Below are 22,049 nucleotides of genomic sequence, written 5' to 3'. Positions count from 1 at the left end.
TGGGTCGGCCCGCCCTATGGACGTATAAAGGAGTAAAGGATGCGACTGGGAATTCTCGATTGTGATCGGCTGGATCCGGAGTTCGAAGCCCGTTTTGGCCGGGTCTATTCCGGGATGTTTATCGAGGGATTCAGGGCCTTGGCACCGGATCTGGAATTTCGGGTCTGGTCGGCCCTGGATGGCGACTTGCCAGCGGATCTGGATGAGTGCGATGCCTGGCTCATTACGGGATCGCGCCATGACGCCCATGGGGATGCCCCTTGGGTGGTGGCCCTGCGGGAGTGGGTACGCCGGGCGGATGAGGCCCGGGCCAAGCTGGCCGGGGTCTGCTTCGGCCACCAGGTGATCGCCCAGGCGCTGGGCGGCGAAGTGGTCAAGTCCGACAAAGGCTGGGGACTGGGGGTCGCCACCAATGCCATGCTGGCGAGCGAGCCCTGGATGCAGCCCGCCCTCGATCAGATCCGCATTCTGGCGAGCCATCAGGATCAGGTGGCGCTGCTCCCCCCCGGTGGACGCCGGCTGGCAGGCAATGGTTTTTGCCCGAACTTCATGTTCGGTCAGGGGGAGCACATCGTCGCCATCCAGGGTCACCCGGAGTTCCCGGTTGACTATGACAGGGCACTGATCGAGAAGCGGCAGTCGCATCTGGCCCCTGAGCGTTATCAGGCCTGCCTTGACTCGCTGGAGCAGGAGGTGGATTCCACCATCATGATGGGTTGGTTGTTGCGATTTTTAGGGATACTGCCGGGTCGGCCCTAAGCGGCCCCGGCGGGATACAGGGATGAACGCAGGAGCATTGAGATGATCATTGGTGTACCCAAGGAAATCAAAAACCACGAGTACCGGATTGGCATGACCCCCTCGGGGGTGCAGGAGCTGACGGCTCGAGGTCATACCGTACTGGTGCAGGTGCGGGGCGGCGAGGCCATCGGTCTGTCCGACGAAGAGTACCGCGCTGCCGGGGCCGAACTGGTCGCCAGCGCCGCCGAGATCTTCGCCCGGGCCGAGATGGTCGTGAAGGTGAAGGAGCCGCAGCCCGAGGAGTGCGAGCTGCTGCGCCCGGGGCAATTGCTGTTCACCTATCTGCATCTGGCGCCGGATCCGGTACAGACCCAGTTATTGGTCCACTCGGGGGCGGTCGCCATCGCCTACGAGACGGTCACCGACGATCGCGGCGGCTTGCCACTGCTGGCACCCATGTCAGAGGTGGCGGGGCGCATGGCGGTGCAGGCCGGTGCTCACAGTCTGGAGAAGGCCCAGGGCGGCAATGGCACCCTGCTCGGCGGCGTCCCCGCGGTGGCCCCTGCCAAGGTGGTGGTGCTGGGCGGTGGCGTGGTCGGCGTCAACTCGGCGCGCATGGCGCTGGGTCTGGGGGCCGATGTCACCATCCTGGACAGATCCCTGCCGAGACTGCGGGAGCTCGATGGCCTCTATGGCCCGGCCCTCAAGACCCTCTATTCGACCAAGGCCAATATCGAGGCCTGCATCGCCCAGGCGGATCTGGTGATCGGCGCCGTGCTGATCCCGGGGGCGGCAGCGCCCAAGCTGCTGACCCGCGCCATGCTGGGGTTGATGCGCAAGGGCTCGGTGCTGGTGGACGTGGCCATCGACCAGGGGGGGTGCTTTGAGACCTCCAGGCCAACCACCCATGAAGAGCCCACCTATGTGGTCGATGGCATCATCCACTACTGCGTGGCCAACATGCCGGGCGGGGTGGCGCGCACCTCCACCTTCGCCCTTACCAATGCCACGCTGCCGTTCGTGCTGGCCCTGGCAGACAAGGGCTACCAGCAGGCCCTCAGGGAGGACAGGCATCTGCTGGCCGGACTCAATGTCTATAAGGGCAAGGTGACCCAGCAGGCGGTGGCCGAGGCCCTCGGTTACGACTACGTCAGCGCGGCCACTGTGCTGGGGTGATTGGGTGTAGTGAACCTGGGCGACAGGCTTCACATTCTCAGCGTATCAGGGAGGGCCGTCATGGCCCTTTCTCTTTATAATGGGCCCTCGCCCTGCCTGAGGATCCGTCATGTCCCGCATTCTGCTGCTCGCCAATCTCAACTGTGACCATGTGTTATCCCTCTCCGAGCCTCTGGTCGCGGGGGCCCGCTTGCAATATCTGGATCGGGGGCGGCGCCTGGGGGGCGGAGCCGCCAACACCGGCATAGGGCTGGTGTGGGCGGGGCATGAGGTCGCCATCGCCTCGCGGATCGGCCTGGATGACACCGGGGACTGGTTGCTGGCCGAGGCGCGCAGCCATGGCCTGGAGTGCAGCCATGTGGAGCGCTTTGGCGGTGAGACCGGGGAGTTGCTGATCCTGGTGGACTCCACTGGCGAGCGCACCATCTTGCGCCAGCCCCGGCGTCCCGATCTGCCCGGTAACTTGCCGAGCCAGGGGGTGGATTGCCTCTATGTCAACTATCCGGGAGGGGCGGTGGCGGACTATATGCGCCAGATGCAGGACGGCTGTCTGGTGGTGGCGCAATATCCCAAGGGCGGCAAGCACTTGAGGCCCTGTCACCTGCTGGTGGCCTCGCGCTCGGATCTGGGGGAGATCGCTGACCCCTGGGCTCATGCCCGGGCGCTGGCCGGTGAGCAGTTGCAATGGCTGGTGCTGACCGAGGGCAAGGCCGGGGCCGTCGCCATCCATGGGGAGGAGCGGATCAGGGTAGCGGCGCGGCCCGTCTCTGTGGTGGACACCACGGGCGCCGGGGATGCCTTCGCCGCCGGGCTCATTCATGGTCTGGCGCGGGGCATGGCCATTGAGGCGGCATTGCAGTGCGCCGTGGACTGGGGCGCCTTTGCCGTTGCCAGTCAGAGCTCCATTCCCTCTGCGGCGCTCAAGTCCTGGCTGGAACAGGGGCACTGATGGCGACACCTTCCGCAGGGTGGCACTGAGGCATCATCCCGCCCTCTCGCCCTCTCGCCCCCTTGGCATAACTGCCCGTTCGCGCTCAAACTGGCTAGAAGCGTGCAACAAGGCGGCAAGTTTGCGTTCAATCAAAGAAAGTGTCGATTTATGTGCATCTTTATCGACACTCGCTACCGCTGCTCTTAACCTTGGCTCTTCTTGTCCGAATCCGGCTGTAGTGAGAGGCAGTACCACCATGCAACTGACACGTTTTACCGACTATGCCCTGCGCGCCTTGACCTTTCTGGCGCTCCAGCCGACGGACCGGCTCTCGACCATCACTGAAGTGGCCGACACCTTTGCCATCTCCCGCAACCACGTGGTCAAGATAGTGCACCAGCTTGGCATCAAGGGTTACATCGAGACGGTGCGTGGCAAGCATGGGGGCATCCGTCTCGGCCGCTCCGCCGTCTCCATCAACCTGCGTGATGTGGTGATGGACATGGAGAACATCCTCTGTCCCGCCTATTGCAAGACGGATAACTGCCGCTTGGCTGGTGGCTGCCGTATTCAGGGCATATTGCGCAAGGCGATGAACGCCTTCCTCGAGGTGCTGGGGGAGTACACCCTCGCCGATGTGGTGAACGATCCGACCCGGCTCTGCCACCTGCTCGGCATGGAGCAGGAGCAGCACCTGGTCGTGAGTTGAACTCCGTTATCCAGCATAAAGAGGGGCCTGCGGGCCCCTTCTGCTATCCGCTGCCAGCGGGCGTCAGGGTTGGCGTACCAGGCTGATGGCACCATAGAGGCAGGCGAGGCCACAGGCGCCGCAGCCATCGCAGGCTGCCATGTTGACCGTGACTCCGTCCGGGCTGGCCTTGATGGCCTGCTGGGGACAGGCATCCTCACACAGCAAGCAGTAGAACCCCTGCCTGGCCTGACAGCTGCTTTCTATCCTGACCCGGGTCTGCACCTGGCGGCCGTAACGCAGATCGAGGGCGCCGCTCGGGCAGGCTCTGGCACAGCTGCCGCAATAGCTGCACTGGCCACAGTCGAGATCCAGCACCGGGGTACCGGCGATGGGGCTGTCTTGGTACTCGGGGCCAGCGGCAGGCTTGATGAGGCCGTTTGGACAGGCCTGGAAGCAGCTGCCGCAGCGTTGGCAGAGGGCGAGGAATTGGGATTCCTCGATGGCCCAGGGCGGGCGCGCCTCGCGGCAACTGATGGTGCCCGGTCGACGTCTGGCCCAGAGCCGCGTCAATCGTCGACAGAGGAAATGCGCCATGCACTGCTCCTAATACTCATTAAGGGGTAATTCTATGGGGTTTATGCCATGCAAGCCAGCGGAACCGTCACGGCGGGATCGCAAGGCCAGCCCCCCTTGTGTAAGCTAGGCGAGTCTTTTTTGCTGGGTTGACTCTATGTGGTTATTTCTGTGGCGGGCTTCCCTGCTCTATGTCTTCCCCCTGCTGATGTGGGGCTACTGCCGGTTCAAGGGGATCGGCTTCGATGAGCTGGACAGCGGCGTCAACAATCACAAATGGGTGGTGTTGGCCTCCTATCTGCTCTATGTGGTGCTCTGGATCCTGATCAACCGCTATCTCTTGCTGTTCCTGCGGCAGCGGAGCCGGCGATGATGGAGCCGCTGCCGTGGCTCTGGCTGAGTGGCGGGGCCTTGCTGGCGCTCGGGCTCGGTTGGTTGTGGGGGCGTCAGGGCGCCCAGGCCCTGAGCCAGGCGTTGGCGTTGAGCCAGGAGCGAGCCAGTGCCTGGCAGGCGCGACTGGCCGAGCTGCACGATGAGCAGTTGCAGGGGCAGGACAAGCTCGAGCAACAGCAGAATGTCATCATCAAGCTCACCGCCCGTCTCAAGGACGCCGAGGCGACCCTGCGCAGCGAGCGGCTCGCCAGTGCCGAGAAGCTGGCGCTGCAACAGCAGGCGGAGGCGCGGCTCGGCCAGCAATTCGAGAACCTCGCCAACCGTATCTTCGAGCAGAACTCGGGCAACTTCCGTGAACTCAACCAGCACAGCCTGGATAACCTGCTGGTGCCGCTCAAGGAGCAGCTGGAGGGCTTTCGCCGCCAGGTGGGTGAGACCCATGCCCAGGAGACGGCCCAGCGTCACAGCCTCAAGTTTGAACTGGAGCGTCTGGCCGAACTCAACGCCCGGATGACGGAGGAGGCTGCGGCCCTGACCCGCGCCCTCAAAGGCGACAGCAAGCAACAGGGCAACTGGGGCGAGGTGGTGCTGGCGCGCATTCTTCATGAGTGCGGCCTGCGCGAGGGGCACGAATACGACACCCAGGTGAGCCTTGAGACCGACAAGGGCAAGCGTTATCAGCCCGATGTCATCGTTCACCTGCCCCAGGAAAAAGACATCATCATCGATGCCAAGGTGTCGCTGACCGCCTACGAGCGCTGGTACAACGGCGAGGATGATCTGACCCGGGCCGTGGCCCTGAAAGAGCATGTCGCCTCGGTGCGCAATCATATCCGCGAGCTGGGCCGCAAGGATTACCAGCAGTTGCCCGGGGTGCGCACCCTGGACTATGTGCTGATGTTCGTGGCGGTGGAGCCTGCCTTCCTGGCGGCGCTGGAGGCGGATCCCTCCCTGGTGCGCTATGGCCTGGACCACAACATACTGCTGGTCAGCCCCACCAACCTGATGGTGGCGCTGCGCACCATAGAGAACCTGTGGCGCTACGAGCGTCAGAACCAGAATTCCCGTCAGATAGCCGAGCGGGCCGGTCGCCTCTACGAGAAGCTGCGACTGTTCGTGGAGGAGATGCAGCAGCTTGGCGGCAGCCTGAACAAGGCGCAGGAGAGTTATGACAAGGCCATGGGCCGACTCGTCAGCGGTCGCGGCAACCTGATAGCCCAGGCCGAGCGATTCCGCGAGCTGGGGGTGGAGGTGACCAAGACCCTGCCAGAGCCGCTGGTCAATCGCGCCCTGGAGCGGGAAGAGTCAGGGGACTAGCACTGCGTTGTGACATGAGAAAGGGCAGCCATTGGCTGCCCTTTTTGCTGTCCGGCGGCGGCTTATTGCTTCCAGAAGGAGGGGAAGAAGATGACGGCTACCGTCAATATCTCGAGTCGCCCCAGCAGCATGCCGAACGACAGTATCCACTTGGCCGAATCTGGCAGGCTGGCGAAGTTGGTGCTGGGGCCGATGACGGGCCCCATGCCGGGGCCCACGTTGGCTACCGCCGTGATGGAGCCGGACAGGGCGGTGAGGGGATCCAGCCCGATCAGTGCCAGCAGGGCGGCGATCAAGATGATGATGGCGAAGTAGGCAAGCACGAAGGCGATCAGGGAGCGCACTATCGCCTCGTTGACCGGGCGGCCATTGTACTTCTGGGGGAAGACCCCCGAGGGGTGCATCAGCTGGCGCATCTGCTTCCTGAACAGGGAGAAGGCCACTTGCACCCGGAATATCTTGAGGCCGCCTGCGGTAGAGCCCGAGCAGGCCCCCAGTCCCAACAGGAAGAGGAAGAGGATGCTGGTGAGCGGCCCCCAGGTACCGAAATCCCCCAGACCATAACCGGTGGTGGTCAGCACGGAGACGATATTGAAGGCGCTGATCCGCAGTGCATCCATGAAGTCGAAGGTGCCGCGGTGCCAGAGGTAGAAGGTCATGATGAGCGTGACCCAGACCACGAGCCAGAAGAAGCCGCGCACCTGGGCATCGCGGATCAGGCTGGTGTCGCGCCGGGTCAGGCTCTGGACATAGAGCAGGAAGGGCAAGCCCCCCAGGAACATGAACAGGGTACCAATCCAGTGTGCCGCGTGAGAGAAGTGGGACATGGATTGATCCGAGGTGGAGTAGCCCCCGGTGCTGAGGGTGGTCATGGCATGGTTGATGGCCTCGAAGCTGTTCATGCCGCTCGCCCAGTAGGCGAGGAAGCAGAGCATGGAGAGCACCAGATAGACCTGCACTATGTTGTTGGCCACCGTCTTGGCGCGGGGGGCGCTCTTGTCTGACCAATCCGAGCTCTCGGTCTGGAACAGCTTCATGCCGCCCACGTTGAGGTAGGGCAGCACGGCCACCGCCATCACGATGAAGCCGACCCCTCCCAGCCACTGCAAGATGGAGCGCCACAACAAGATGCTGTGGGCCATGCCGTCGAGCCCGGACAGCACTGTGGATCCCGTGGTGGTGACCCCGGACATGGTCTCGAAGTAGGCGTCGGCGAAACCGATGTGGGTGATGAACACGAAGGGCAGGGCACCAAACAGGCAGGCTACCGCCCACACCGAGGTGGTGAGCAGGAACATCTCGCGCACGCCAAGGTGAAACTCAGCCTTGCGGCCATAGTGCAGGCACCAGAAGGCGGCGAGGTGGGTGATCACCACGGATTGCAGAAATTCGACGAATCCCTCGGAGCCGGTAAGCAGCGCGAGCAGAGTGGGCAGCCACATGAACAGGGCAAGTTTGGAAAGCACCAGACCCAGGGTGAAGACGATGGGACGCAGCTTGATCATGATGAATCGCCTGGTCGTTGATGAGCGAAACACCGGCCACCGCGAGGAGCGGTGAACCGGGTCTTGTCTGCTTGAAGAGTGGGCATGGTCAGGTCACAGGAAGAAGGGGCTTGGCTGGAACAATCGCTCCACTTCCGGTATGTACTTCTTGTCGACCAGGAACATCACCACATGGTCATCTTGCTGGATCTTGGTGCGATCGTGAGCGATCAACACCTCATCACCGCGGACGACCGCGCCTATGGTGGTGCCGGGCGGCAGTTTCAGTTCACCCACAGAGCGACCGACCACCTTGGAGGTGTTTTCATCGCCGTGGGCAATGGCTTCGATGGCCTCGGCCGCGCCACGGCGCAGGCTGTAGACGTTGGCGATATCGGCCCGGCGCACGTGGGTCAGCAGCGCCGAGATGGTGGCTTGCTGGGGCGAGATGGCGATGTCGATGGAGCCGCCTTGCACCAAGTCCACGTAGGCACTGCGTTGTATGAGTACCATCGTCTTCTTGGCCCCCATCTTCTTGGCGAGCAGGGCCGACATGATGTTGGCCTCATCTTCGTTGGTGACCGCGATGAAGACGTCGATCTGATCGATGTGCTCCTCGGCGAGCAGCTCCTGATCCGCGGCATCGCCACAGAAGACGATGGTGTTTTCCAGCAGTTCTGAGAGTTGCTCGGCCCGCTTCTGGTTACGCTCGATCAACTTGACGCTGTAGCGCTTCTCCAGCTGGCGGGCGAGACCGGCTCCGATGTTGCCGCCACCGACGATCATGATGCGGCGATAGGGACTCTCGAGGCGCTGCAACTCGGACATCACGGCGCGGATATGACCGGCCGCCGCGACGAAGAACACCTCGTCATCGGCCTCGATGATGGTGGTGCCTTGCGGGCGGATGGAGCGGCCCTGGCGGAAGATGGCCGCCACCCGGGTCTCTATGTTGGGCATGTGCTCACGCAGGGTCGAGAGTGCGTTGCCGACCAGGGGGCCGCCATAGTAGGCCTTGACCGCCACCAGCCCCACCTTGCCACCGGCAAAGTCCACCACCTGCAAGGCACCCGGATATTCAATCAGCCGGCGAACATAGTCGGTCACCAGCTGTTCGGGGGCGATGAGGTGATCCACTGGTATCGCCTCGGGCAGAAAGAGCCGATCCCGCTCAGCCAGATAAGAGGGGGAGCGAATACGCGCCACCTTGTTCGGGGTGTTAAACAGCGAGTAGGCGATCTGGCAGGCGATCATGTTGGTTTCATCACTGTTGGTGACGGCGACCAGCATGTCCGCATCCTGGGCTCCCGCCTCGCGCAGCACTTTGGGGTGGGCGCCGTGGCCATTGACCACCCGCAAGTCGAACTTGTCTTGCAGCTCGCGCAACCGGTCGCTGTCGGTGTCGACCAGGGTGATGTCATTGTTCTCCCCGGCAAGGTTCTCGGCCAGGGTGCCGCCGACCTGGCCGGCTCCCAGTATGATGATTTTCATAGGGAAGCGTTACTCGCATCAAGGGGGTGGAGGGGGCCAGCAGGCTGGCCCATGGCCGCATTCATCAGGCTTCTTTTATCAGCTTGGCGTAGTAGAAACCATCCATGCCCGCCTCGCCCGGCAGGAACTGGCGACCCGGAGAGGCCGGGCTGTCTTGGGCGTGGAGCGGCACCAGACGGGCACTCTTGGTCGCGGCAAGGAAGGTGCGCACCTGATCGCGGTTCTCTTCTGGCAACACCGAGCAGGTGGCGTAGAGCAGGGTGCCGCCCACTTTAAGCCTTGGCCAGAGTGCGGCAAGGATGCGGCCCTGCAACTCGGCCAGCTCGCGAATGTCCTGATCCCGGCGCAGCCACTTGATGTCGGGGTGGCGACGGATGACGCCGGTGGCGGAGCAGGGAGCATCGAGCAGGATGCGGTCGAACTGACCCTCTGGCCACCACTGCTCCGGGGTGCTGGCATCCCCATGGATGAGCCGGGCCTTGAGACCGATGCGATCCAGATTCTCCTGCACCCGTTTGAGGCGGTTATCGTCGGCATCGACGGCGACCACTCCGGCCAAGTCGGGCTGGCGCTCGAGCAGATGTGCCGTCTTGCCGCCCGGGGCGGCGCAGGCATCCAGTATCCACTCGCCCGGTTGCGGGTCGAGCAGCTGGGCGGCGAGCTGGGCGGCGCCATCTTGCACCGAGCAGTCACCCTGTTCGAAACCGGGCAGTTTGGTCACGTCACAGGGACGCTCCAGCAAGATGCAGTCAGCACCCTCTTCACCGGCCAGCGCATTGATGCCCGCCTCGGCCATGCGCGTCAGCATCTGGTCGCGGCTCTGGCGCTGACCGTTGTTGCGGATCCACATGGGCGGGCGCTGGTTGTTGGCCTCCATGATGAATTCCCACTGGTTGGGGTAGGCCTGGCGTAGACGCTTGGTGAGCCACTCGGGGTGGCCGAGGCGTATGCTGGGTACCCTGTCGATACGAGCCAGTATCACCTCGGCGCTGCGTTGGAAGTTGCGCAACACGCCGTTGATCAGGCCTCGCAGCGAGCTGCCCTTGAGCAGCTTGACCGCATTGACGGTCTCGGCCACGGCGGCGTGAGCCGGGATACGGGTGTAGATGAGCTGATAGAGCCCGACCAGGATCAGATAGTGGAAGATGCGGCTCTTGTTCTTGAGAGGCTTGTCCATCATCTCGTTGACGGCGGCATCCAGGCGCGGCATCCAGCGCAGAGTGCCGTAGCAGAGTTCTTGCAGGAGGGCGCGATCGCGGGGGGCGACCTTCTCCTGGGCAGCAGGCAGAACGGCGGAGAGGGACAGCCCCTGATCCAGCACCTGTTGAATGACGAGAGCGGCCTGTGCACGTGTTTTCATAATGTTACCTTAGATGCGCAAGTCGGGGCTTGGGCCCCGCTTGTTTCAATTCCATCCAGCTCAATGCAGTCGGATGCCGGGGGCAAACCAGTCACGGCGCGAGTTGAGCAGATCCGAGACGGACATGGCTTTCTTGCCGGGAGGTTGCAGAGTCAGCAGACGCAGGATGCCATGGCCGGTGGCGATGTCGATCCCCTGCTTGTCGGCCTTGAGCAGGGTGCCGGGACGCTGGTCATGTTCGGCCTCGAGTGCTTCTGCCTGCCAGACCTTGACGGTCTGTTCCGCCACTTCAAACCAGCTGATAGGCCAGGGATTGAAGGCTCGTATGCAGCGCTCAATGGCGACGGCGTCCATGGACCAGTCGATGCGCGCCTCCTCCTTGGAGAGCTTCTGGGCGTAATTGGCCAGGGCATCATCCTGCGGCTCGGCGAGGGCGTTACCGGCGGCTATCCCGTCTAGCGTCTTGACCAATGCCTGGGGGCCCAGCTCGGCCAGCTTGTCATAGAGGCTGGCGGAGGTTTCGTCGGGGGCGATGGGGCAGCTTACCTTGCGTATCATGGCACCGGTGTCCAGACCCACATCCATCTGCATGATGGTCACGCCGGTTTCGGCATCTCCCGCCCAGATGGCGCGCTGGATGGGCGCCGCACCACGCCAGCGTGGCAGGAGGGAGCCGTGGACATTGATGCAACCCAGACGCGGGGTGTCGAGCACCACCTTGGGCAGGATCAGGCCATAGGCGACGACCACCATCAGGTCGGCACCCAGTGCCTTGAGTTCGGCCTGGGCCTCTTCATTGCGCAGGGAGGCAGGTTGGTAGATGGGCAACTGGTGCGCAAGCGCCAGCTCCTTGACCGGGCTGGCCGTCAGCTTCTGGCCACGGCCAGCGGGCTTGTCCGGCTGGGTGTAAACGGCAACGACCTCATGGTCGGAAGACAACAACGCCGCCAGATGACGGGCGGCGAAGTCGGGGGTACCGGCAAAAATCAGTTTCAATTTATTCAAAGGGGCAGGTCCTTAACCGGCTTTACGGTCTTCGCGCGCCATTTTTTCCAGTTTTTGACGGATGCGCTGGCGTTTGAGTGGGGACAAGTAATCCACAAACAGCTTGCCCACCAGATGATCCATCTCATGCTGGATGCAGATAGCCAGCAGATCGTCCGCTTCGAGTTCAAACGGCTTGCCGTTACGGTCCAGGGCGCGGATCTTGATCCACTCGGCGCGCGGCACCAGCGCACGGCTGCCTGGTACAGAGAGGCAACCCTCTTCGATACCTGTGCTGCCTGACTGGGCAATGACTTCCGGGTTGATCAGCACCAGAGGATCTTCTCGATCCTCAGAGACGTCGATAACTATGATGCGCTGATGGATGTCGACCTGAGTTGCGGCCAGGCCTATGCCTTCCTCCGCATACATGGTGTCGAACATATCATCTACAATGTGTTGTAACTCGGGTGTAATGGTCTCGACAGGGGCTGCAACGGTCCGCAGACGTTCATCGGGGAAACGCAATACATCTAGAATGGCCATAGTCTTATCTTTAGTTTCGTATAATTGCAGTCAATATTGACGTAATTCTAGTCATTTACGCCGACAAAAAACAGCAACACTTTGCGCACAGAAATAACAGGGAGTGTTATGTATCTGAAGCAAACGACTTTTGCCTGTCTGCTGGCCCTGATAAGCCAGGGTGCACAGGCCCAGACGCTGTCCCTCAAAAGCGGTTATCCCAGCAACTATGTGGTCCAGAAGGGCGACACCCTGTGGGATATTTCCGGCAAGTATCTCGAGCAGCCTTGGCTTTGGCCCCAGCTCTGGAATATCAATGCGCAGATTGCGAATCCGCACTGGATATACCCGGGGGATGTGCTGCAACTCAGCTGGGTCAATGGCCAGCCGCGCCTCGGCAAGACGGTACAAGGTGGAAAGCGGGTCATCACCCTCTCTCCCAAGAATCACTATGAGAGTAAAGCGAATCCTATCCCGACATTGCCATTGAGCGAAATTGGTCCCTTCATGCAGACGGATCACATCTTCGCGACGCGCCAGGAGAGCAAGGCCTTGCCCTATATCCTGGGTGAAAATGAAGGCCATGTCGGCATGCTGGAGGGAGCAACCCTCTATGTGCAGGGGGATCTGATCCCGGGTCAGGACTATGGCATCTATCGGCCAGGCACCATTTACAAAGACGAGAAGACCCGCGAGCTGCTGGGCCAGGAGGCCATCTTCGTGGGGACGGCTCATGCGCAGGCGCGACTGGCCAAGGATCGCAGCCGTATCCTCCTCACCAGCAATCAGCGCGAAGTCTATCAGGGGGACAAGCTGATGCCCTTGCCGGCTCAAGAGAACCTCTCTGCCTTGTTTACCCCCAAGGCTGCACCGCTCACCAGCCCTGGCTATGTGGTCGAGTTACCGAGCAAGGCCCGTGGTGGTGGCAAGTTTGACATTGTCCTGATCAACAAGGGGGCTCGCGATCAGATGGCGCCCGGCGATGTGCTGGACGTGCAGCGACCCGGACTCCGCCTGACCGATAAGTATGGCAAGGTCTCCTATCGCGACTTCTCTTCCCTCTATGACAAGGGCTTCCACTCGGCGGGCCGGACTCCTCTGCCTGACGAGTCCATCGCCCGCATCATGCTGTTCAAGGTCTATGACAAGCTGAGTTACGGCATGATATTGCAGAGCCAGGACATGGTGAGTACAGGTTACAAGGTCAGTAATTTCTGAGCTCGGTCATCATGGATGAACTCCGAGCCTGGCTGATACTGGAAAGCGTACCCGGGATAGGGCCGGTCACCGCTTCGCGTCTTTTGGCGGCCCTGGCTGAGCGTGCCGCCGCAGAAAAGCCAGAGGGTGGCATAACTGCGCTGTTTGATTGCGATGATGCCCATCTCCATGGTTTAGGCCTGAAATGGGAGCAGATCAGGGCCCTGCGCCACCCCGGTGCCGGGGTAGATCAGGCTCTTGTCTGGGCTGACCGCCCCGGCAACAGACTTATCTGCCTGGACAGTCCGGCATATCCTCTCTTGCTGCGGGAGATCCCTGCGGCCCCCCTCTTGCTCTACTGTCGCGGCGATCTTGACGCCTTGTGCTTACCGCAGATTGCCATGGTGGGCAGTCGTCACCCCAGTTATGCGGGCAAAGATAATGCGACCAGGCTCGCTCAGGCATTGGTGGGATCCGGACTGGCGATCACCTCGGGGTTGGCCCTGGGCATAGATGGCGTCTGCCATCAGCAAGCACTGGCCGCTGGCGGCATCACCCTTGCCGTGCTTGGCTCCGGGTTGGATCAGGTCTACCCCAAACGCCATCAACTCCTGGCTGAGCAGATCCTGGGCAATGGCGGTCTGATCATCTCCGAATTTGCACCGGACAAGGGGCCATTGGCCGAACATTTCCCCCGTCGTAACCGCATCATCAGCGGCCTCTCCCTCGGTACGCTGGTGGTCGAGGCCGCCGAGCAGAGTGGCTCTCTCATCACGGCCCGTTACGCACTGGAGCAAGGGCGTGAGGTGTTTGCCGTGCCCGGTGCACCGCAAAACGAGCAGGCTTTAGGTTGCAACCGGCTGATCCAGCAGGGGGCCAAACTGGTACTCAATGCCGAGGATGTGCTGGCTGAACTCCACTGGACACAGATTTTTATTCCGTCAGGGGTGGACGGGGTCACCTCGGATGCTAGGAATGGTGGCAATATCGACGCTAATACCGCTATTAATAGTGCATTGCCTTATGCCGATTTGTTGGATAACGTAGATTATGAGACCACGAGTGTGGATACCGTTGCCGAACGGACCGAGCTTCCTGTCGAGGTGGTACTGGGCAGGTTAGTCGAGCTTGAGCTGGCAGGTGCTGTGATAGCGGTAGCCGGTGGATACGTCAAAGCGAGGAGGGCGAATCATGTTTGATGTATTGATGTACCTTTTCGAGACCTACATCCACAGTGATGCCGATGTAACGGTCGAACAAGATGAACTCACCGACGAGTTGACCCGTGCCGGTTTCGACCAGGACGAGATCAACAAGGCCCTCAACTGGCTGGAACGGCTGGCCAATCTGCATGATAGCGAACGTGAAGTCTATGTGACCGCCAGCGCCCAGGGCTCGATGCGAATCTATGCCCCCGAAGAGTTGGTGCGTCTTGGCACCGAGTGCCGTGGCTTCATGTTGTTCCTGGAGCAGGCTCAGGTACTCAATGCCGAGACCCGCGAGATCTGCATCGAGCGACTGCTCGAACTCGACAAACCCGATATCGAACTCGATGACCTCAAGTGGGTCGTGATGATGGTGCTGTTCAATGTCCCCGGCAGCGAGACCGCTTACCAGCAGATGGAAGAGCTGGTGTTCGACGAGTCGGACGGCATACTGCACTGACAGCCCGGTGCCGTGCTGGTAGAATCCGGATCATCCGAATTCGAGGCGCGGCCCATGTCCAAGATCGACCATCAGCTCTTTTCTGCCCACGAGCATGCGCTTGAGCGTGAGCCTTGCCCCCAGTGCGGCGCTGCATTGGTGATCCGCCAAGGCAAACACGGCCCCTTTCTCGGTTGTGCCAGCTACCCCGCCTGCGACTATATCCGTTCCCTGGCCCCATCCGGTCGCGACATCGAGAAGGTGCTGGAAGGTTCAATCTGTCCCGATTGCGGCCAGCCACTGGCCATCAAGAAGGGGCGTTATGGTCTCTTCGTCGGTTGTACCCAATACCCTGCTTGTCAGCACATGGCCTCACTGCAGGAGAGTGGTGATACCCAGATCCCCTGTCCTGCCTGTGGCAAGGGCCATCTGCTCAGCCGCACCTCCCGTTATGGCAAGCAATTCTACAGCTGCAATGACTATCCCCATTGCAAATATGTGGTCAATGACAAGCCGGTGGCCATACCTTGTTCCGAATGTGGCTGGGCTATCATGGTCGAGAAGCGGGTGCGGGGAATATTAAGATTGATCTGCCCGCAAAAGAAATGCGGTCATCAAAGCGAGCAGGTATAATCGCGCCGCCGTCGAGCGAGCGAAACGTTTGCGGTAACTTCAACCCCCCACTTGGAGTAAGGAAATTCCCACCATGAATAAACCGTTTGTTGCTGTGCTGATGGGTTCTGATTCAGATTTCCCCGTGATGCAGACCACCTTGGAAGTACTCAAGTCCTTCGATATCACAGTGGAAGTGAAAGTCACCTCTGCGCACCGTACCCCGGCTGCGACCCACCAGTACGTCACCGATGCCGAAGCCCGTGGTTGCAAGGTTTTCATCTGTGCCGCTGGTTTGGCTGCGCACCTGGCCGGTGCCGTTGCCGGTATCACCACCCGTCCCGTGATCGGTGTGCCCATAGACGGTGGCCCGCTCAAGGGTCTGGATGCTCTGCTCTCCACCGTGCAGATGCCGGGTGGCGTGCCGGTTGCGACCGTTGCCATCGGCAAGGCTGGTGCCAAGAACGCAGGTTATCTGGCTGCCCAGATGCTGGCCGTGGCCGATGACGCCCTGGCCGTCAAGGTACGTGCCGAGCGTCAGAAAAATGCCGAAGAAGTGATGGCCAAAGATGCCGCCCTTCAGGCTCAGTTGCTGAAATAAGTCCCATGCGGCAGCTCGGCTGCCGCATTTTTTTGATACAGAATCTCCTATGCAGAACGAATTCGAACAAGCCGTCGCCGCCCTTCGTGCTGGCGGCGTCATTGCCTATGCCACCGAGGCTGTATTTGGCCTGGGGTGCGACCCCGATAACCAGGCCGCCGTGCAGCAGTTGCTCGCCATCAAACAGCGGCCGATGGAGAAGGGGCTTATCTTGATTGCCGCCGATCTGGCCCAGCTGGAGACTTATATCGACCTGACCCAGTTGAGCGCCGAGCAGCGCGCCCAGGTACTGGCCAGCTGGCCCGGCCCCTTCACCTGGATCATGCCAGCCAAGGCTCATACCCCTGACTGGCTGACTGGCCGATTCGATACCCTGGCGGTGCGGGTCAGCGCCCACCCCCAGGTTCAGGCCCTGTGTCGTGCCTTCGGCAAGCCGCTGGTATCGACCAGCGCCAATCTGACTGGTGAAGAGCCGGCCCGCAATATTGCCCAGATACCGTCCGGGCTGGCCGAACAACTGGCGCATATACAGGCCGGGGAGGTGGGCGGGTTGTGCAACCCGTCCGAGATCAAGGATGCCCGCACTGGGGCCCTGATCCGTCCCTCCTGACATCCCGTTGTCCCCCGTAGGGGAAATTGCGACAAGACGATAACGAGGCGGGACTCTTTGATCCCGTTGGCTGGAGAAGCAATGAGCAAACCTGATGTGGCCGCAGTCAAAACCTTCCTGCTGGCGCTGCAAGACCGTATCTGCCAAGGGCTGGAGCAGGCCGATGGCCTGGGCCGCTTCGTCGAAGACGCCTGGACGAGAGACGGGGGTGGCGGTGGCCGCACCCGGGTGATGCGATCCGGCAAGGTGATAGAGCAGGGCGGCGTCAACTTCTCCCATGTCTATGGCGATGCCATGCCTGCCTCGGCTACCGCCCATAGGCCCGAACTGGCCGGGCGCCGCTTCGAGGCGATGGGAGTTTCCCTGGTTATCCATCCCCACAACCCCTATGTACCGACCAGCCATGCCAATGTGCGCTTCTTCATCGCCGAGAAGGAGGGTGAAGATCCCATCTGGTGGTTTGGTGGTGGCTTTGACCTGACGCCCTTTTATCCGTTCGAGCAGGACGTGCGACACTGGCACCAGGTGGCTCATGAGTTGTGTCAGCCATTTGGCGATGATATTTACCCTGAGTTCAAGTCTTGGTGCGATCGCTACTTCTATCTCAAGCACAGGGATGAGACTCGCGGCGTTGGCGGCCTCTTCTTTGACGATCTCAACCGTTGGCCGTTCGAGCACTCATTCGCCTTCATGCAGGCAGTGGGTGAGGGTTATCTTGCCGCGTACCTGCCGATCCTGGCTCGCCGCAAAGACACCCCTTATGGTGAGAGGGAGCGCCAGTTCCAGCTCTATCGTCGCGGTCGCTATGTCGAGTTCAATCTGGTCTATGACAGGGGAACCCTGTTTGGCCTGCAAACCGGTGGCCGTACCGAGTCCATACTGATGTCCATGCCGCCCCTGGCTCGCTGGGAGTATGATTGGCAGGCCGAGCCAGGTTCTGCTGAGGCTCTGCTCTACACGGATTACCTCAAGCCACGGCAGTGGTTCTAATGGAAAGGGTCGCTGAGGCGGCCCTTTTTCATGGGGATTGAACTTGTCCCATGCGGGGAAAAGCCGTTAAATCGGATCACTCTTTCCTAGATGGACACTCGTGATGGACAGGTATGCGGTATTCGGTCACCCGGTGCGACACAGCAAGTCGCCCTTCATTCACACCCTGTTTGCCAGGCAGACCCAGCAGCAGCTGGAGTATGGACTGGCCGATCCCGAGCCGGACGAGTTTGCCGCTGCGCTGCGCCGCTTCTTTGCCGAGGGAGGCAAGGGTTGCAATATTACCGTGCCTTTCAAGGAGCAGGCGTTCGCCCTGGTCGACAGCCTGAGCCCGCGTGCCAAGCTGGCGGGGGCCATCAACACCATCAAGCTGACCGATGATGGCCTGCTGCTTGGCGACAATACGGATGGGGCCGGTCTGGTGGCTGACCTCAAGGCTCAGGGAATTACCCTGGCCGAGAGTCGCATTCTGCTGCTCGGCGCGGGTGGCGCGGCTCGTGGTGCCATCGCTCCCCTGCTGGCGGAAGGGCCCAGCGCTCTGGTTGTCGCCAACCGTACCCATGACAAGGCGGCTCAGCTGGCCCAGCGTTTCGCCAGCCTGGGGCCTATAGTCGCGGCGCAATATGATGCGCTCACGGGGCCGTTCGACCTGGTGATCAACTCCACCTCAGCCAGTCTGCAGGGGGCTCTGCCAGCGATCTCGCCCACGCTCATCCATGATGATGTTGCCGTGTATGACATGATGTATGGCGCAGATGACACGGCATTCAATGCCTGGGCCAGGGAACAAGGCGCGCGCAAGATCATGGATGGGCTCGGCATGCTGGTGCAACAAGCCGCCGAGGCCTTCACCATTTGGCGGGGCATACGCCCTGGCACAACCCAGGTGCTACGGGAACTGAAACGTAACCTGGAAGGGGGATGACGTAGAGCATTTCCAGACCAGGCGATGGGGCAGGGGACCGCGCAGCGGCCCTCTTTCCCCATGCTACGGATGGGGGCTCGGATCCCTGGCTACATGCATCGCTATCGGTGGGGAAACTAGATCTGTACATACTGCGGTATAAGGACTTCCTCAGAGCCTTCTTCGACTCGACATTGACATGCTACCCCATTAAAACGAATAAATATCAATGCCTTACTTTATTCATCGTTCTTTTTGTCTAGACCAGCCAAGTTTTTTTTCAGGAGAGTGGAACTTTGTCATTATCGCGCTGACTAACTAGATAGTTGAGGAAGTGCTAGTTAGTCACCTTTATAACACCCCGGTATTCGTACTGGGGTTTTTTTTATCCACTTGAAAATTATAAAGAAAAGTCACATTGAACTTCAGTGAAACTTTGTTACATAAATTACTTTCACTTTTTTGCCGCTTTGATGTACAGTTATTGACGTAGGGTACAGAGGTAAGATGTTCTATCTTTCAGACCTTTTATTTCACGTAATTGAATGTGGCTGAATAGCTGCCCCGATGAGTTCTCGTCGGGGTGTTTTTTTATGCGTCCGATTTAGAGTAAAAACTTTAAAAATGGCGACTCTTTGATAAAATAGAGCGGTTTCTTGGGTAAACCCAGTTGTCATTTGTTCTCAAGACCCATTTCTTCCCAATTTTGCATTGCTTCTTCAGGCCGGTACCCTATGCAGGGTACTGGCCTCATTTTTGTGCCTGTCTCGCGCCTGCCGCGGTCTCTTTTGGTAATTTAATTACAGTTTTCTGTATGGAACTGTTTTTTATTGCCCTTCATCAGTGAAGATATGAAAACGTTATCAAGTTGCTTAATTGTTTATTCTTAAAGAGAATTAAATATTTTATCTATTTAAAACAATGAATTGCATAAACACCCTCGAATGGAAACCATCGAGCAGGTGAGCAGGTGAGCAGGTGAGCAGGTGGGGGAAAGGGTTTCAATTAGCGGAGCCCAGCTCCGCTAATTGAAAAATGGCGGGGTTTAATCGGCGTCATGCTCGACGTCGAAGTTCCCTTCAGCGGTGTCACCCGCGAGGTACCAGCCAGTCAGGGTCTGCGCCAGCTTTTCCAGCCCGATCTGATTGAGGGAGGAGAATGCCTCGACCTGGATCTGGGGACCCAGATTGGCAACCGCCTGACGCACCTTGATCACCTGGGTGTTACGCGGGCCTGGGCTCAGCTTGTCCGCCTTGGTCAGCAGCAGCATGACAGGCAGTTCGCGGTGAGAGCTCCACTCCAGCATGTTCATGTCGGTTTCCTTGAGTGGATGGCGAATATCCATCAGGATCACCAGACCTTTCAAAGACTCACGACGCTGCAAATATTCGGCCAGCGACTTTTGCCACTTTAGCTTCATTTCCAGCGGAACCTGGGCATAACCATAACCCGGCAAGTCGACCAGACGTTTGCCTGGTTCCAGTTCAAACAGGTTGATCAACTGGGTCCGGCCGGGGGTTTTACTGGTCCGGGCCAGGTTCTTGTGCTTGGTTAAGGTGTTCAATGCTGATGACTTGCCTGCGTTGGAACGCCCGGCAAACGCAATCTCGACACCCCCATCATTTGGTAGGTGACGGATGTCGGGTGCGCTGGTCACAAAATGCACCTTATTGAAATTCAGAGTTTGTGTATCCAACGTAAATTCCCCATGGAGAGAGAGGGTTATAGAGTTACTTTTTTGTGAAATCGTGTAAAATGGCGTCGCTTAAACGCGTTTATTTTAACATGCCTTCAGCGGCATGGGATCGGAAGCCTAATAACGAGAAGTTGGAACGCCATGAAGAACCTAGTCATTACTCTTGCTCTGATGGTTGGCGTAACGGGGATGGCACAAGCCACAGGCGATGCCGCTGCGGGACAAACCAAGTCGGCGGTCTGCGCTGCATGTCATGGACCGGACGGAAACAGCCCGGCTGATATTTACCCCAAGCTCACTGGCCAGCACGCATCATATATTAAAAAACAATTAGTGGAACTGAAGGCTGCCGCTTCTGGTAACACGGGTCGCGCTTCTCCCATCATGGGAGCCATGGCTTTGCCCCTGTCAGAGCAGGATATGGACGACCTGGCCGCCTACTTCTCCAGCCAACAAATTACACCGGTTGCCGTTCCTGATGAGGTCGTTGCCGCTGGCAAGGCGCTCTATATGGGCGGTGACATGAGCCGCGGTCTGCCTGCTTGTTCTTCTTGTCATGGCCCCCGTGGTGCCGGTGTAGAGCAGGCGAAGTACCCCAGCCTGTCCGGTCAACATCCTGCCTACATCAAGGCGCAGCTGGAAGGCTTCCGTGCCGCCACCCGCGACAATGATCCCAATGGCATGATGCGAGACATCGCCAAGAAGCTGACGGACAAGGACATCGAGATTTTGTCCAAATATGTGCCAGGGTTGCACTAACTGGCGCGCGACAGAATCTTTGCTGTGATTGCATCAGCGCAACAAACAGGGAGCCCTTGGGCTCCCTGTTTTGTTTTCGGTGGCTTTGACCAGCTTCCCTGTGCGAGATCCACCATTTCCCTCGGTGGCCCAAGCTGAAAAAATTGCATTAAATAAAATAAAGTTATTATTTTTTAATTGGTTATTCATTGCCTATGCAGTTTGGCCCCTTCCCTTGAGACTGAGCTCAGATTGAGCCAGTCATCGAACTTGGTAAAGTGGTGACAAGGAAACGGCCCAAGGATTGGGTCAAGGCTTCACCCAGGGAGTGGTGAGGGCAGGACGCCGGGAATGGCAGGGTGCCAGGCAAGGGAGTGAAAGATCAGGATGGTGACCTCTCGGGAAGAGAGGGTGATGCGGGACGCAACCACCTTGACGCGTTACAGGCGAGTAGAGCGTCGAGTCAAGCAAGCACACGCATATTCAGGAACGATCAATAAGGTCAGGATGACCATAAAAAGATATGAAGCGAGGCGTCAGGGAAGGGCGACATCGACAGGAATAGGACTCGCACAAGCATATCGGGGCAGCTTCGGCTGCCTTTTTTCTATTGGATGATTAACCCGGGCCGACATTTTGTGTCAAAATACCAGCAACATGCCCAGAGGATACCGATCCTGCGGTGTTCAGCTGCCTTGCGAGGCACAAATGATGCTGGATCCTGTGCTCGTCCTCATTATTCACTGTCAGCATCCTATCCCGCCAGACGCCCCAAGTGTCTTGTGACGGGTTTTATATATTCAGCAATGTCCCGGAGTCATTCATGTCTGCCAAACAACCCACTCGCAAACCCACCGGTAAGCGCAAAGAATCAGATACCAGCGCCCTGGAAGGCCGCGAGCGTAAACGTGCTGCCAAGCGCAAAGGCTTGAAGGCAGGGACTCGCCAGCAGGTTGCCGAGCCCAAAAACAGTGGCAACAAACAGGCGCAGGATCCCCGTCTGGGCTCCCGCAAGCCGGTCGTCTTGATTGTGGATGACAAACAGAGCAAGCCGAAGCCAGCCAAAGCCCCCAGAGAGAAGATCCTCAAGCTGACTCCCGAGCAGGAGCTGGCCGCCATCGAGAACGACGATCGCCTCAACGACTTCCTCGATCGTCTGGATGAGGGTGAGACCCTGAGCGCCGCCGATCAGGCTTGGGTCGATCAGCGGGTCGATCGTTATCAGGAACTGATGGACGAACTCGGCATCATAGATGACGAGGATGAGGAGGAGCCGGCGATCATGGATGACTTCGAAGAGGCCCAGGCCCCGGCGACCGAAGAAGATCTGTGGGATCGCTTCAACAAGGCCGACTATCAGCCACAACCCGTTGAGCCCAAGAAGAAGTGAG

23 protein-coding genes are annotated in these 22,049 nt (G+C 59.7%); 16 read left to right on the top strand and 7 right to left on the bottom strand.

Annotated features, from left to right (window positions below):
- Window positions 1–39 precede the first annotated feature (39 nt).
- From M2366_RS14755 to M2366_RS14740, 4 genes are all read left to right on the top strand, one after another.
- Window positions 40–759: a glutamine amidotransferase-related protein gene (locus M2366_RS14755; RefSeq protein WP_259270064.1), complete on the top strand. Its 720-nt coding sequence runs from the start codon at window positions 40–42 to the stop codon at window positions 757–759.
- 42 nt (window positions 760–801) lie between these two features.
- Window positions 802–1,917: an alanine dehydrogenase gene (gene ald, locus M2366_RS14750; RefSeq protein WP_259270063.1), complete on the top strand. Its 1,116-nt coding sequence runs from the start codon at window positions 802–804 to the stop codon at window positions 1,915–1,917.
- Between the two features lie 109 nt (window positions 1,918–2,026).
- Window positions 2,027–2,866: a PfkB family carbohydrate kinase gene (locus M2366_RS14745; RefSeq protein WP_042039902.1), complete on the top strand. Its 840-nt coding sequence runs from the start codon at window positions 2,027–2,029 to the stop codon at window positions 2,864–2,866.
- A gap of 238 nt (window positions 2,867–3,104) precedes the next feature.
- A complete protein-coding gene (locus M2366_RS14740) occupies window positions 3,105–3,557 on the top strand; it encodes an Rrf2 family transcriptional regulator (RefSeq protein ID WP_042039903.1) in 453 nt (150 codons plus the stop codon).
- A gap of 63 nt (window positions 3,558–3,620) precedes the next feature.
- On the opposite strand, the gene M2366_RS14735 is transcribed toward M2366_RS14740, so the two are convergent.
- On the bottom strand, window positions 3,621–4,133 hold the full coding sequence (locus tag M2366_RS14735) for a ferredoxin-type protein NapF (protein WP_259270062.1): 513 nt from the start codon (window positions 4,131–4,133) through the stop codon (window positions 3,621–3,623).
- A gap of 136 nt (window positions 4,134–4,269) precedes the next feature.
- Between M2366_RS14735 and M2366_RS14730 the strand changes: the two genes are divergently transcribed.
- Together M2366_RS14730 and rmuC are read left to right on the top strand one after the other, a co-directional pair.
- Window positions 4,270–4,485 (top strand): hypothetical protein, encoded by a 216-nt coding sequence (locus M2366_RS14730; protein ID WP_042039905.1) that lies wholly within the window; start codon window positions 4,270–4,272, stop codon window positions 4,483–4,485.
- Window positions 4,482–5,822, top strand: a complete 1,341-nt coding sequence (gene rmuC, locus M2366_RS14725; protein ID WP_224431738.1) for a DNA recombination protein RmuC — start codon at window positions 4,482–4,484, stop codon at window positions 5,820–5,822. The genes M2366_RS14730 and rmuC overlap by 4 nt, the downstream gene beginning before the upstream one ends.
- Before the next feature lie 62 nt (window positions 5,823–5,884).
- Here rmuC and M2366_RS14720 read toward each other — a convergent pair whose 3' ends face one another.
- The 5 genes from M2366_RS14720 to def form a co-directional block, all read right to left on the bottom strand.
- Entirely contained in the window at window positions 5,885–7,327 is a 1,443-nt protein-coding gene (locus M2366_RS14720; protein ID WP_224431739.1) for a TrkH family potassium uptake protein, read from the bottom strand.
- A 93-nt stretch (window positions 7,328–7,420) separates the two neighbouring features.
- Complete coding sequence (trkA, locus tag M2366_RS14715) at window positions 7,421–8,797, bottom strand: Trk system potassium transporter TrkA (protein WP_042039907.1); 1,377 nt, start codon at window positions 8,795–8,797, stop codon at window positions 7,421–7,423.
- A gap of 64 nt (window positions 8,798–8,861) precedes the next feature.
- Window positions 8,862–10,157 (bottom strand): 16S rRNA (cytosine(967)-C(5))-methyltransferase RsmB, encoded by a 1,296-nt coding sequence (gene rsmB / locus M2366_RS14710; protein WP_042039908.1) that lies wholly within the window; start codon window positions 10,155–10,157, stop codon window positions 8,862–8,864.
- Between the two features lie 60 nt (window positions 10,158–10,217).
- Window positions 10,218–11,162: a methionyl-tRNA formyltransferase gene (gene fmt / locus M2366_RS14705; RefSeq protein ID WP_259237175.1), complete on the bottom strand. Its 945-nt coding sequence runs from the start codon at window positions 11,160–11,162 to the stop codon at window positions 10,218–10,220.
- A gap of 12 nt (window positions 11,163–11,174) precedes the next feature.
- Complete coding sequence (def, locus tag M2366_RS14700) at window positions 11,175–11,687, bottom strand: peptide deformylase (protein ID WP_005893461.1); 513 nt, start codon at window positions 11,685–11,687, stop codon at window positions 11,175–11,177.
- A 108-nt stretch (window positions 11,688–11,795) separates the two neighbouring features.
- Here def and M2366_RS14695 point away from each other — a divergent pair, with 108 nt between their 5' ends.
- The 8 genes from M2366_RS14695 (at window position 11,796) to aroE (ending at window position 18,245) form a co-directional block, all read left to right on the top strand.
- On the top strand, window positions 11,796–12,884 hold the full coding sequence (locus tag M2366_RS14695; RefSeq protein WP_259270061.1) for a LysM peptidoglycan-binding domain-containing protein: 1,089 nt from the start codon (window positions 11,796–11,798) through the stop codon (window positions 12,882–12,884).
- Between the two features lie 11 nt (window positions 12,885–12,895).
- Complete coding sequence (gene dprA, locus M2366_RS14690) at window positions 12,896–14,062, top strand: DNA-processing protein DprA (protein WP_259270060.1); 1,167 nt, start codon at window positions 12,896–12,898, stop codon at window positions 14,060–14,062.
- On the top strand, window positions 14,055–14,528 hold the full coding sequence (locus M2366_RS14685) for a DUF494 family protein (protein WP_042039912.1): 474 nt from the start codon (window positions 14,055–14,057) through the stop codon (window positions 14,526–14,528). The genes dprA and M2366_RS14685 overlap by 8 nt, the downstream gene beginning before the upstream one ends.
- A 54-nt stretch (window positions 14,529–14,582) precedes the next feature.
- Window positions 14,583–15,140, top strand: coding sequence for a topoisomerase DNA-binding C4 zinc finger domain-containing protein (locus M2366_RS14680; protein WP_224431744.1), 558 nt, complete (start codon window positions 14,583–14,585; stop codon window positions 15,138–15,140).
- Window positions 15,141–15,213: 73 nt separating this feature from the next.
- Window positions 15,214–15,720, top strand: coding sequence for a 5-(carboxyamino)imidazole ribonucleotide mutase (gene purE / locus M2366_RS14675; RefSeq protein WP_042039915.1), 507 nt, complete (start codon window positions 15,214–15,216; stop codon window positions 15,718–15,720).
- A 19-nt stretch (window positions 15,721–15,739) separates the two neighbouring features.
- On the top strand, window positions 15,740–16,330 hold the full coding sequence (locus M2366_RS14670) for an L-threonylcarbamoyladenylate synthase (RefSeq protein WP_259237197.1): 591 nt from the start codon (window positions 15,740–15,742) through the stop codon (window positions 16,328–16,330).
- Between the two features lie 81 nt (window positions 16,331–16,411).
- Window positions 16,412–17,320, top strand: coding sequence for an oxygen-dependent coproporphyrinogen oxidase (gene hemF, locus M2366_RS14665; protein WP_259270059.1), 909 nt, complete (start codon window positions 16,412–16,414; stop codon window positions 17,318–17,320).
- 103 nt (window positions 17,321–17,423) lie between these two features.
- Window positions 17,424–18,245: a shikimate dehydrogenase gene (aroE, locus tag M2366_RS14660; protein ID WP_259270058.1), complete on the top strand. Its 822-nt coding sequence runs from the start codon at window positions 17,424–17,426 to the stop codon at window positions 18,243–18,245.
- Window positions 18,246–19,269: 1,024 nt separating this feature from the next.
- Here the strand turns inward: aroE and yihA are convergent.
- Entirely contained in the window at window positions 19,270–19,920 is a 651-nt protein-coding gene (gene yihA, locus M2366_RS14655; RefSeq protein WP_042039921.1) for a ribosome biogenesis GTP-binding protein YihA/YsxC, read from the bottom strand.
- A gap of 141 nt (window positions 19,921–20,061) precedes the next feature.
- Between yihA and M2366_RS14650 the strand changes: the two genes are divergently transcribed.
- Window positions 20,062–20,679: a cytochrome c gene (locus M2366_RS14650; protein WP_042039922.1), complete on the top strand. Its 618-nt coding sequence runs from the start codon at window positions 20,062–20,064 to the stop codon at window positions 20,677–20,679.
- Between the two features lie 802 nt (window positions 20,680–21,481).
- Entirely contained in the window at window positions 21,482–22,048 is a 567-nt protein-coding gene (gene yihI / locus M2366_RS14645; protein ID WP_042039923.1) for a Der GTPase-activating protein YihI, read from the top strand.
- Window position 22,049 lies beyond the last annotated feature (1 nt).

The sequence above is a fragment of the Aeromonas sp. BIGb0405 genome, assembly GCF_024807335.1.
Classification (GTDB): Bacteria; Pseudomonadota; Gammaproteobacteria; order Enterobacterales; family Aeromonadaceae; genus Aeromonas; species Aeromonas rivuli.
This window is presented reverse-complemented; position numbering and strand designations above follow the sequence as displayed.

Bases quoted from the DNA above. Each gene is read 5' to 3' on its own strand.
- M2366_RS14680 (WP_224431744.1), top strand. From the start codon at position 14,583: ATGTCCAAGATCGACCATCAGCTCTTTTCTGCCCACGAGCATGCGCTT.
- ald (WP_259270063.1), top strand. From the start codon at position 802: ATGATCATTGGTGTACCCAAGGAAATCAAAAACCACGAGTACCGGATT.
- rsmB (WP_042039908.1), bottom strand. From the start codon at position 10,157: ATGAAAACACGTGCACAGGCCGCTCTCGTCATTCAACAGGTGCTGGAT.
- M2366_RS14730 (WP_042039905.1), top strand. From the start codon at position 4,270: ATGTGGTTATTTCTGTGGCGGGCTTCCCTGCTCTATGTCTTCCCCCTG.
- M2366_RS14685 (WP_042039912.1), top strand. From the start codon at position 14,055: ATGTTTGATGTATTGATGTACCTTTTCGAGACCTACATCCACAGTGAT.
- M2366_RS14755 (WP_259270064.1), top strand. From the start codon at position 40: ATGCGACTGGGAATTCTCGATTGTGATCGGCTGGATCCGGAGTTCGAA.
- M2366_RS14720 (WP_224431739.1), bottom strand. From the start codon at position 7,327: ATGATCAAGCTGCGTCCCATCGTCTTCACCCTGGGTCTGGTGCTTTCC.
- rmuC (WP_224431738.1), top strand. From the start codon at position 4,482: ATGATGGAGCCGCTGCCGTGGCTCTGGCTGAGTGGCGGGGCCTTGCTG.
- yihI (WP_042039923.1), top strand. From the start codon at position 21,482: ATGTCTGCCAAACAACCCACTCGCAAACCCACCGGTAAGCGCAAAGAA.
- M2366_RS14740 (WP_042039903.1), top strand. From the start codon at position 3,105: ATGCAACTGACACGTTTTACCGACTATGCCCTGCGCGCCTTGACCTTT.
- trkA (WP_042039907.1), bottom strand. From the start codon at position 8,797: ATGAAAATCATCATACTGGGAGCCGGCCAGGTCGGCGGCACCCTGGCC.
- dprA (WP_259270060.1), top strand. From the start codon at position 12,896: ATGGATGAACTCCGAGCCTGGCTGATACTGGAAAGCGTACCCGGGATA.
- def (WP_005893461.1), bottom strand. From the start codon at position 11,687: ATGGCCATTCTAGATGTATTGCGTTTCCCCGATGAACGTCTGCGGACC.
- hemF (WP_259270059.1), top strand. From the start codon at position 16,412: ATGAGCAAACCTGATGTGGCCGCAGTCAAAACCTTCCTGCTGGCGCTG.
- purE (WP_042039915.1), top strand. From the start codon at position 15,214: ATGAATAAACCGTTTGTTGCTGTGCTGATGGGTTCTGATTCAGATTTC.
- M2366_RS14745 (WP_042039902.1), top strand. From the start codon at position 2,027: ATGTCCCGCATTCTGCTGCTCGCCAATCTCAACTGTGACCATGTGTTA.
- M2366_RS14650 (WP_042039922.1), top strand. From the start codon at position 20,062: ATGAAGAACCTAGTCATTACTCTTGCTCTGATGGTTGGCGTAACGGGG.
- aroE (WP_259270058.1), top strand. From the start codon at position 17,424: ATGGACAGGTATGCGGTATTCGGTCACCCGGTGCGACACAGCAAGTCG.
- M2366_RS14735 (WP_259270062.1), bottom strand. From the start codon at position 4,133: ATGGCGCATTTCCTCTGTCGACGATTGACGCGGCTCTGGGCCAGACGT.
- M2366_RS14695 (WP_259270061.1), top strand. From the start codon at position 11,796: ATGTATCTGAAGCAAACGACTTTTGCCTGTCTGCTGGCCCTGATAAGC.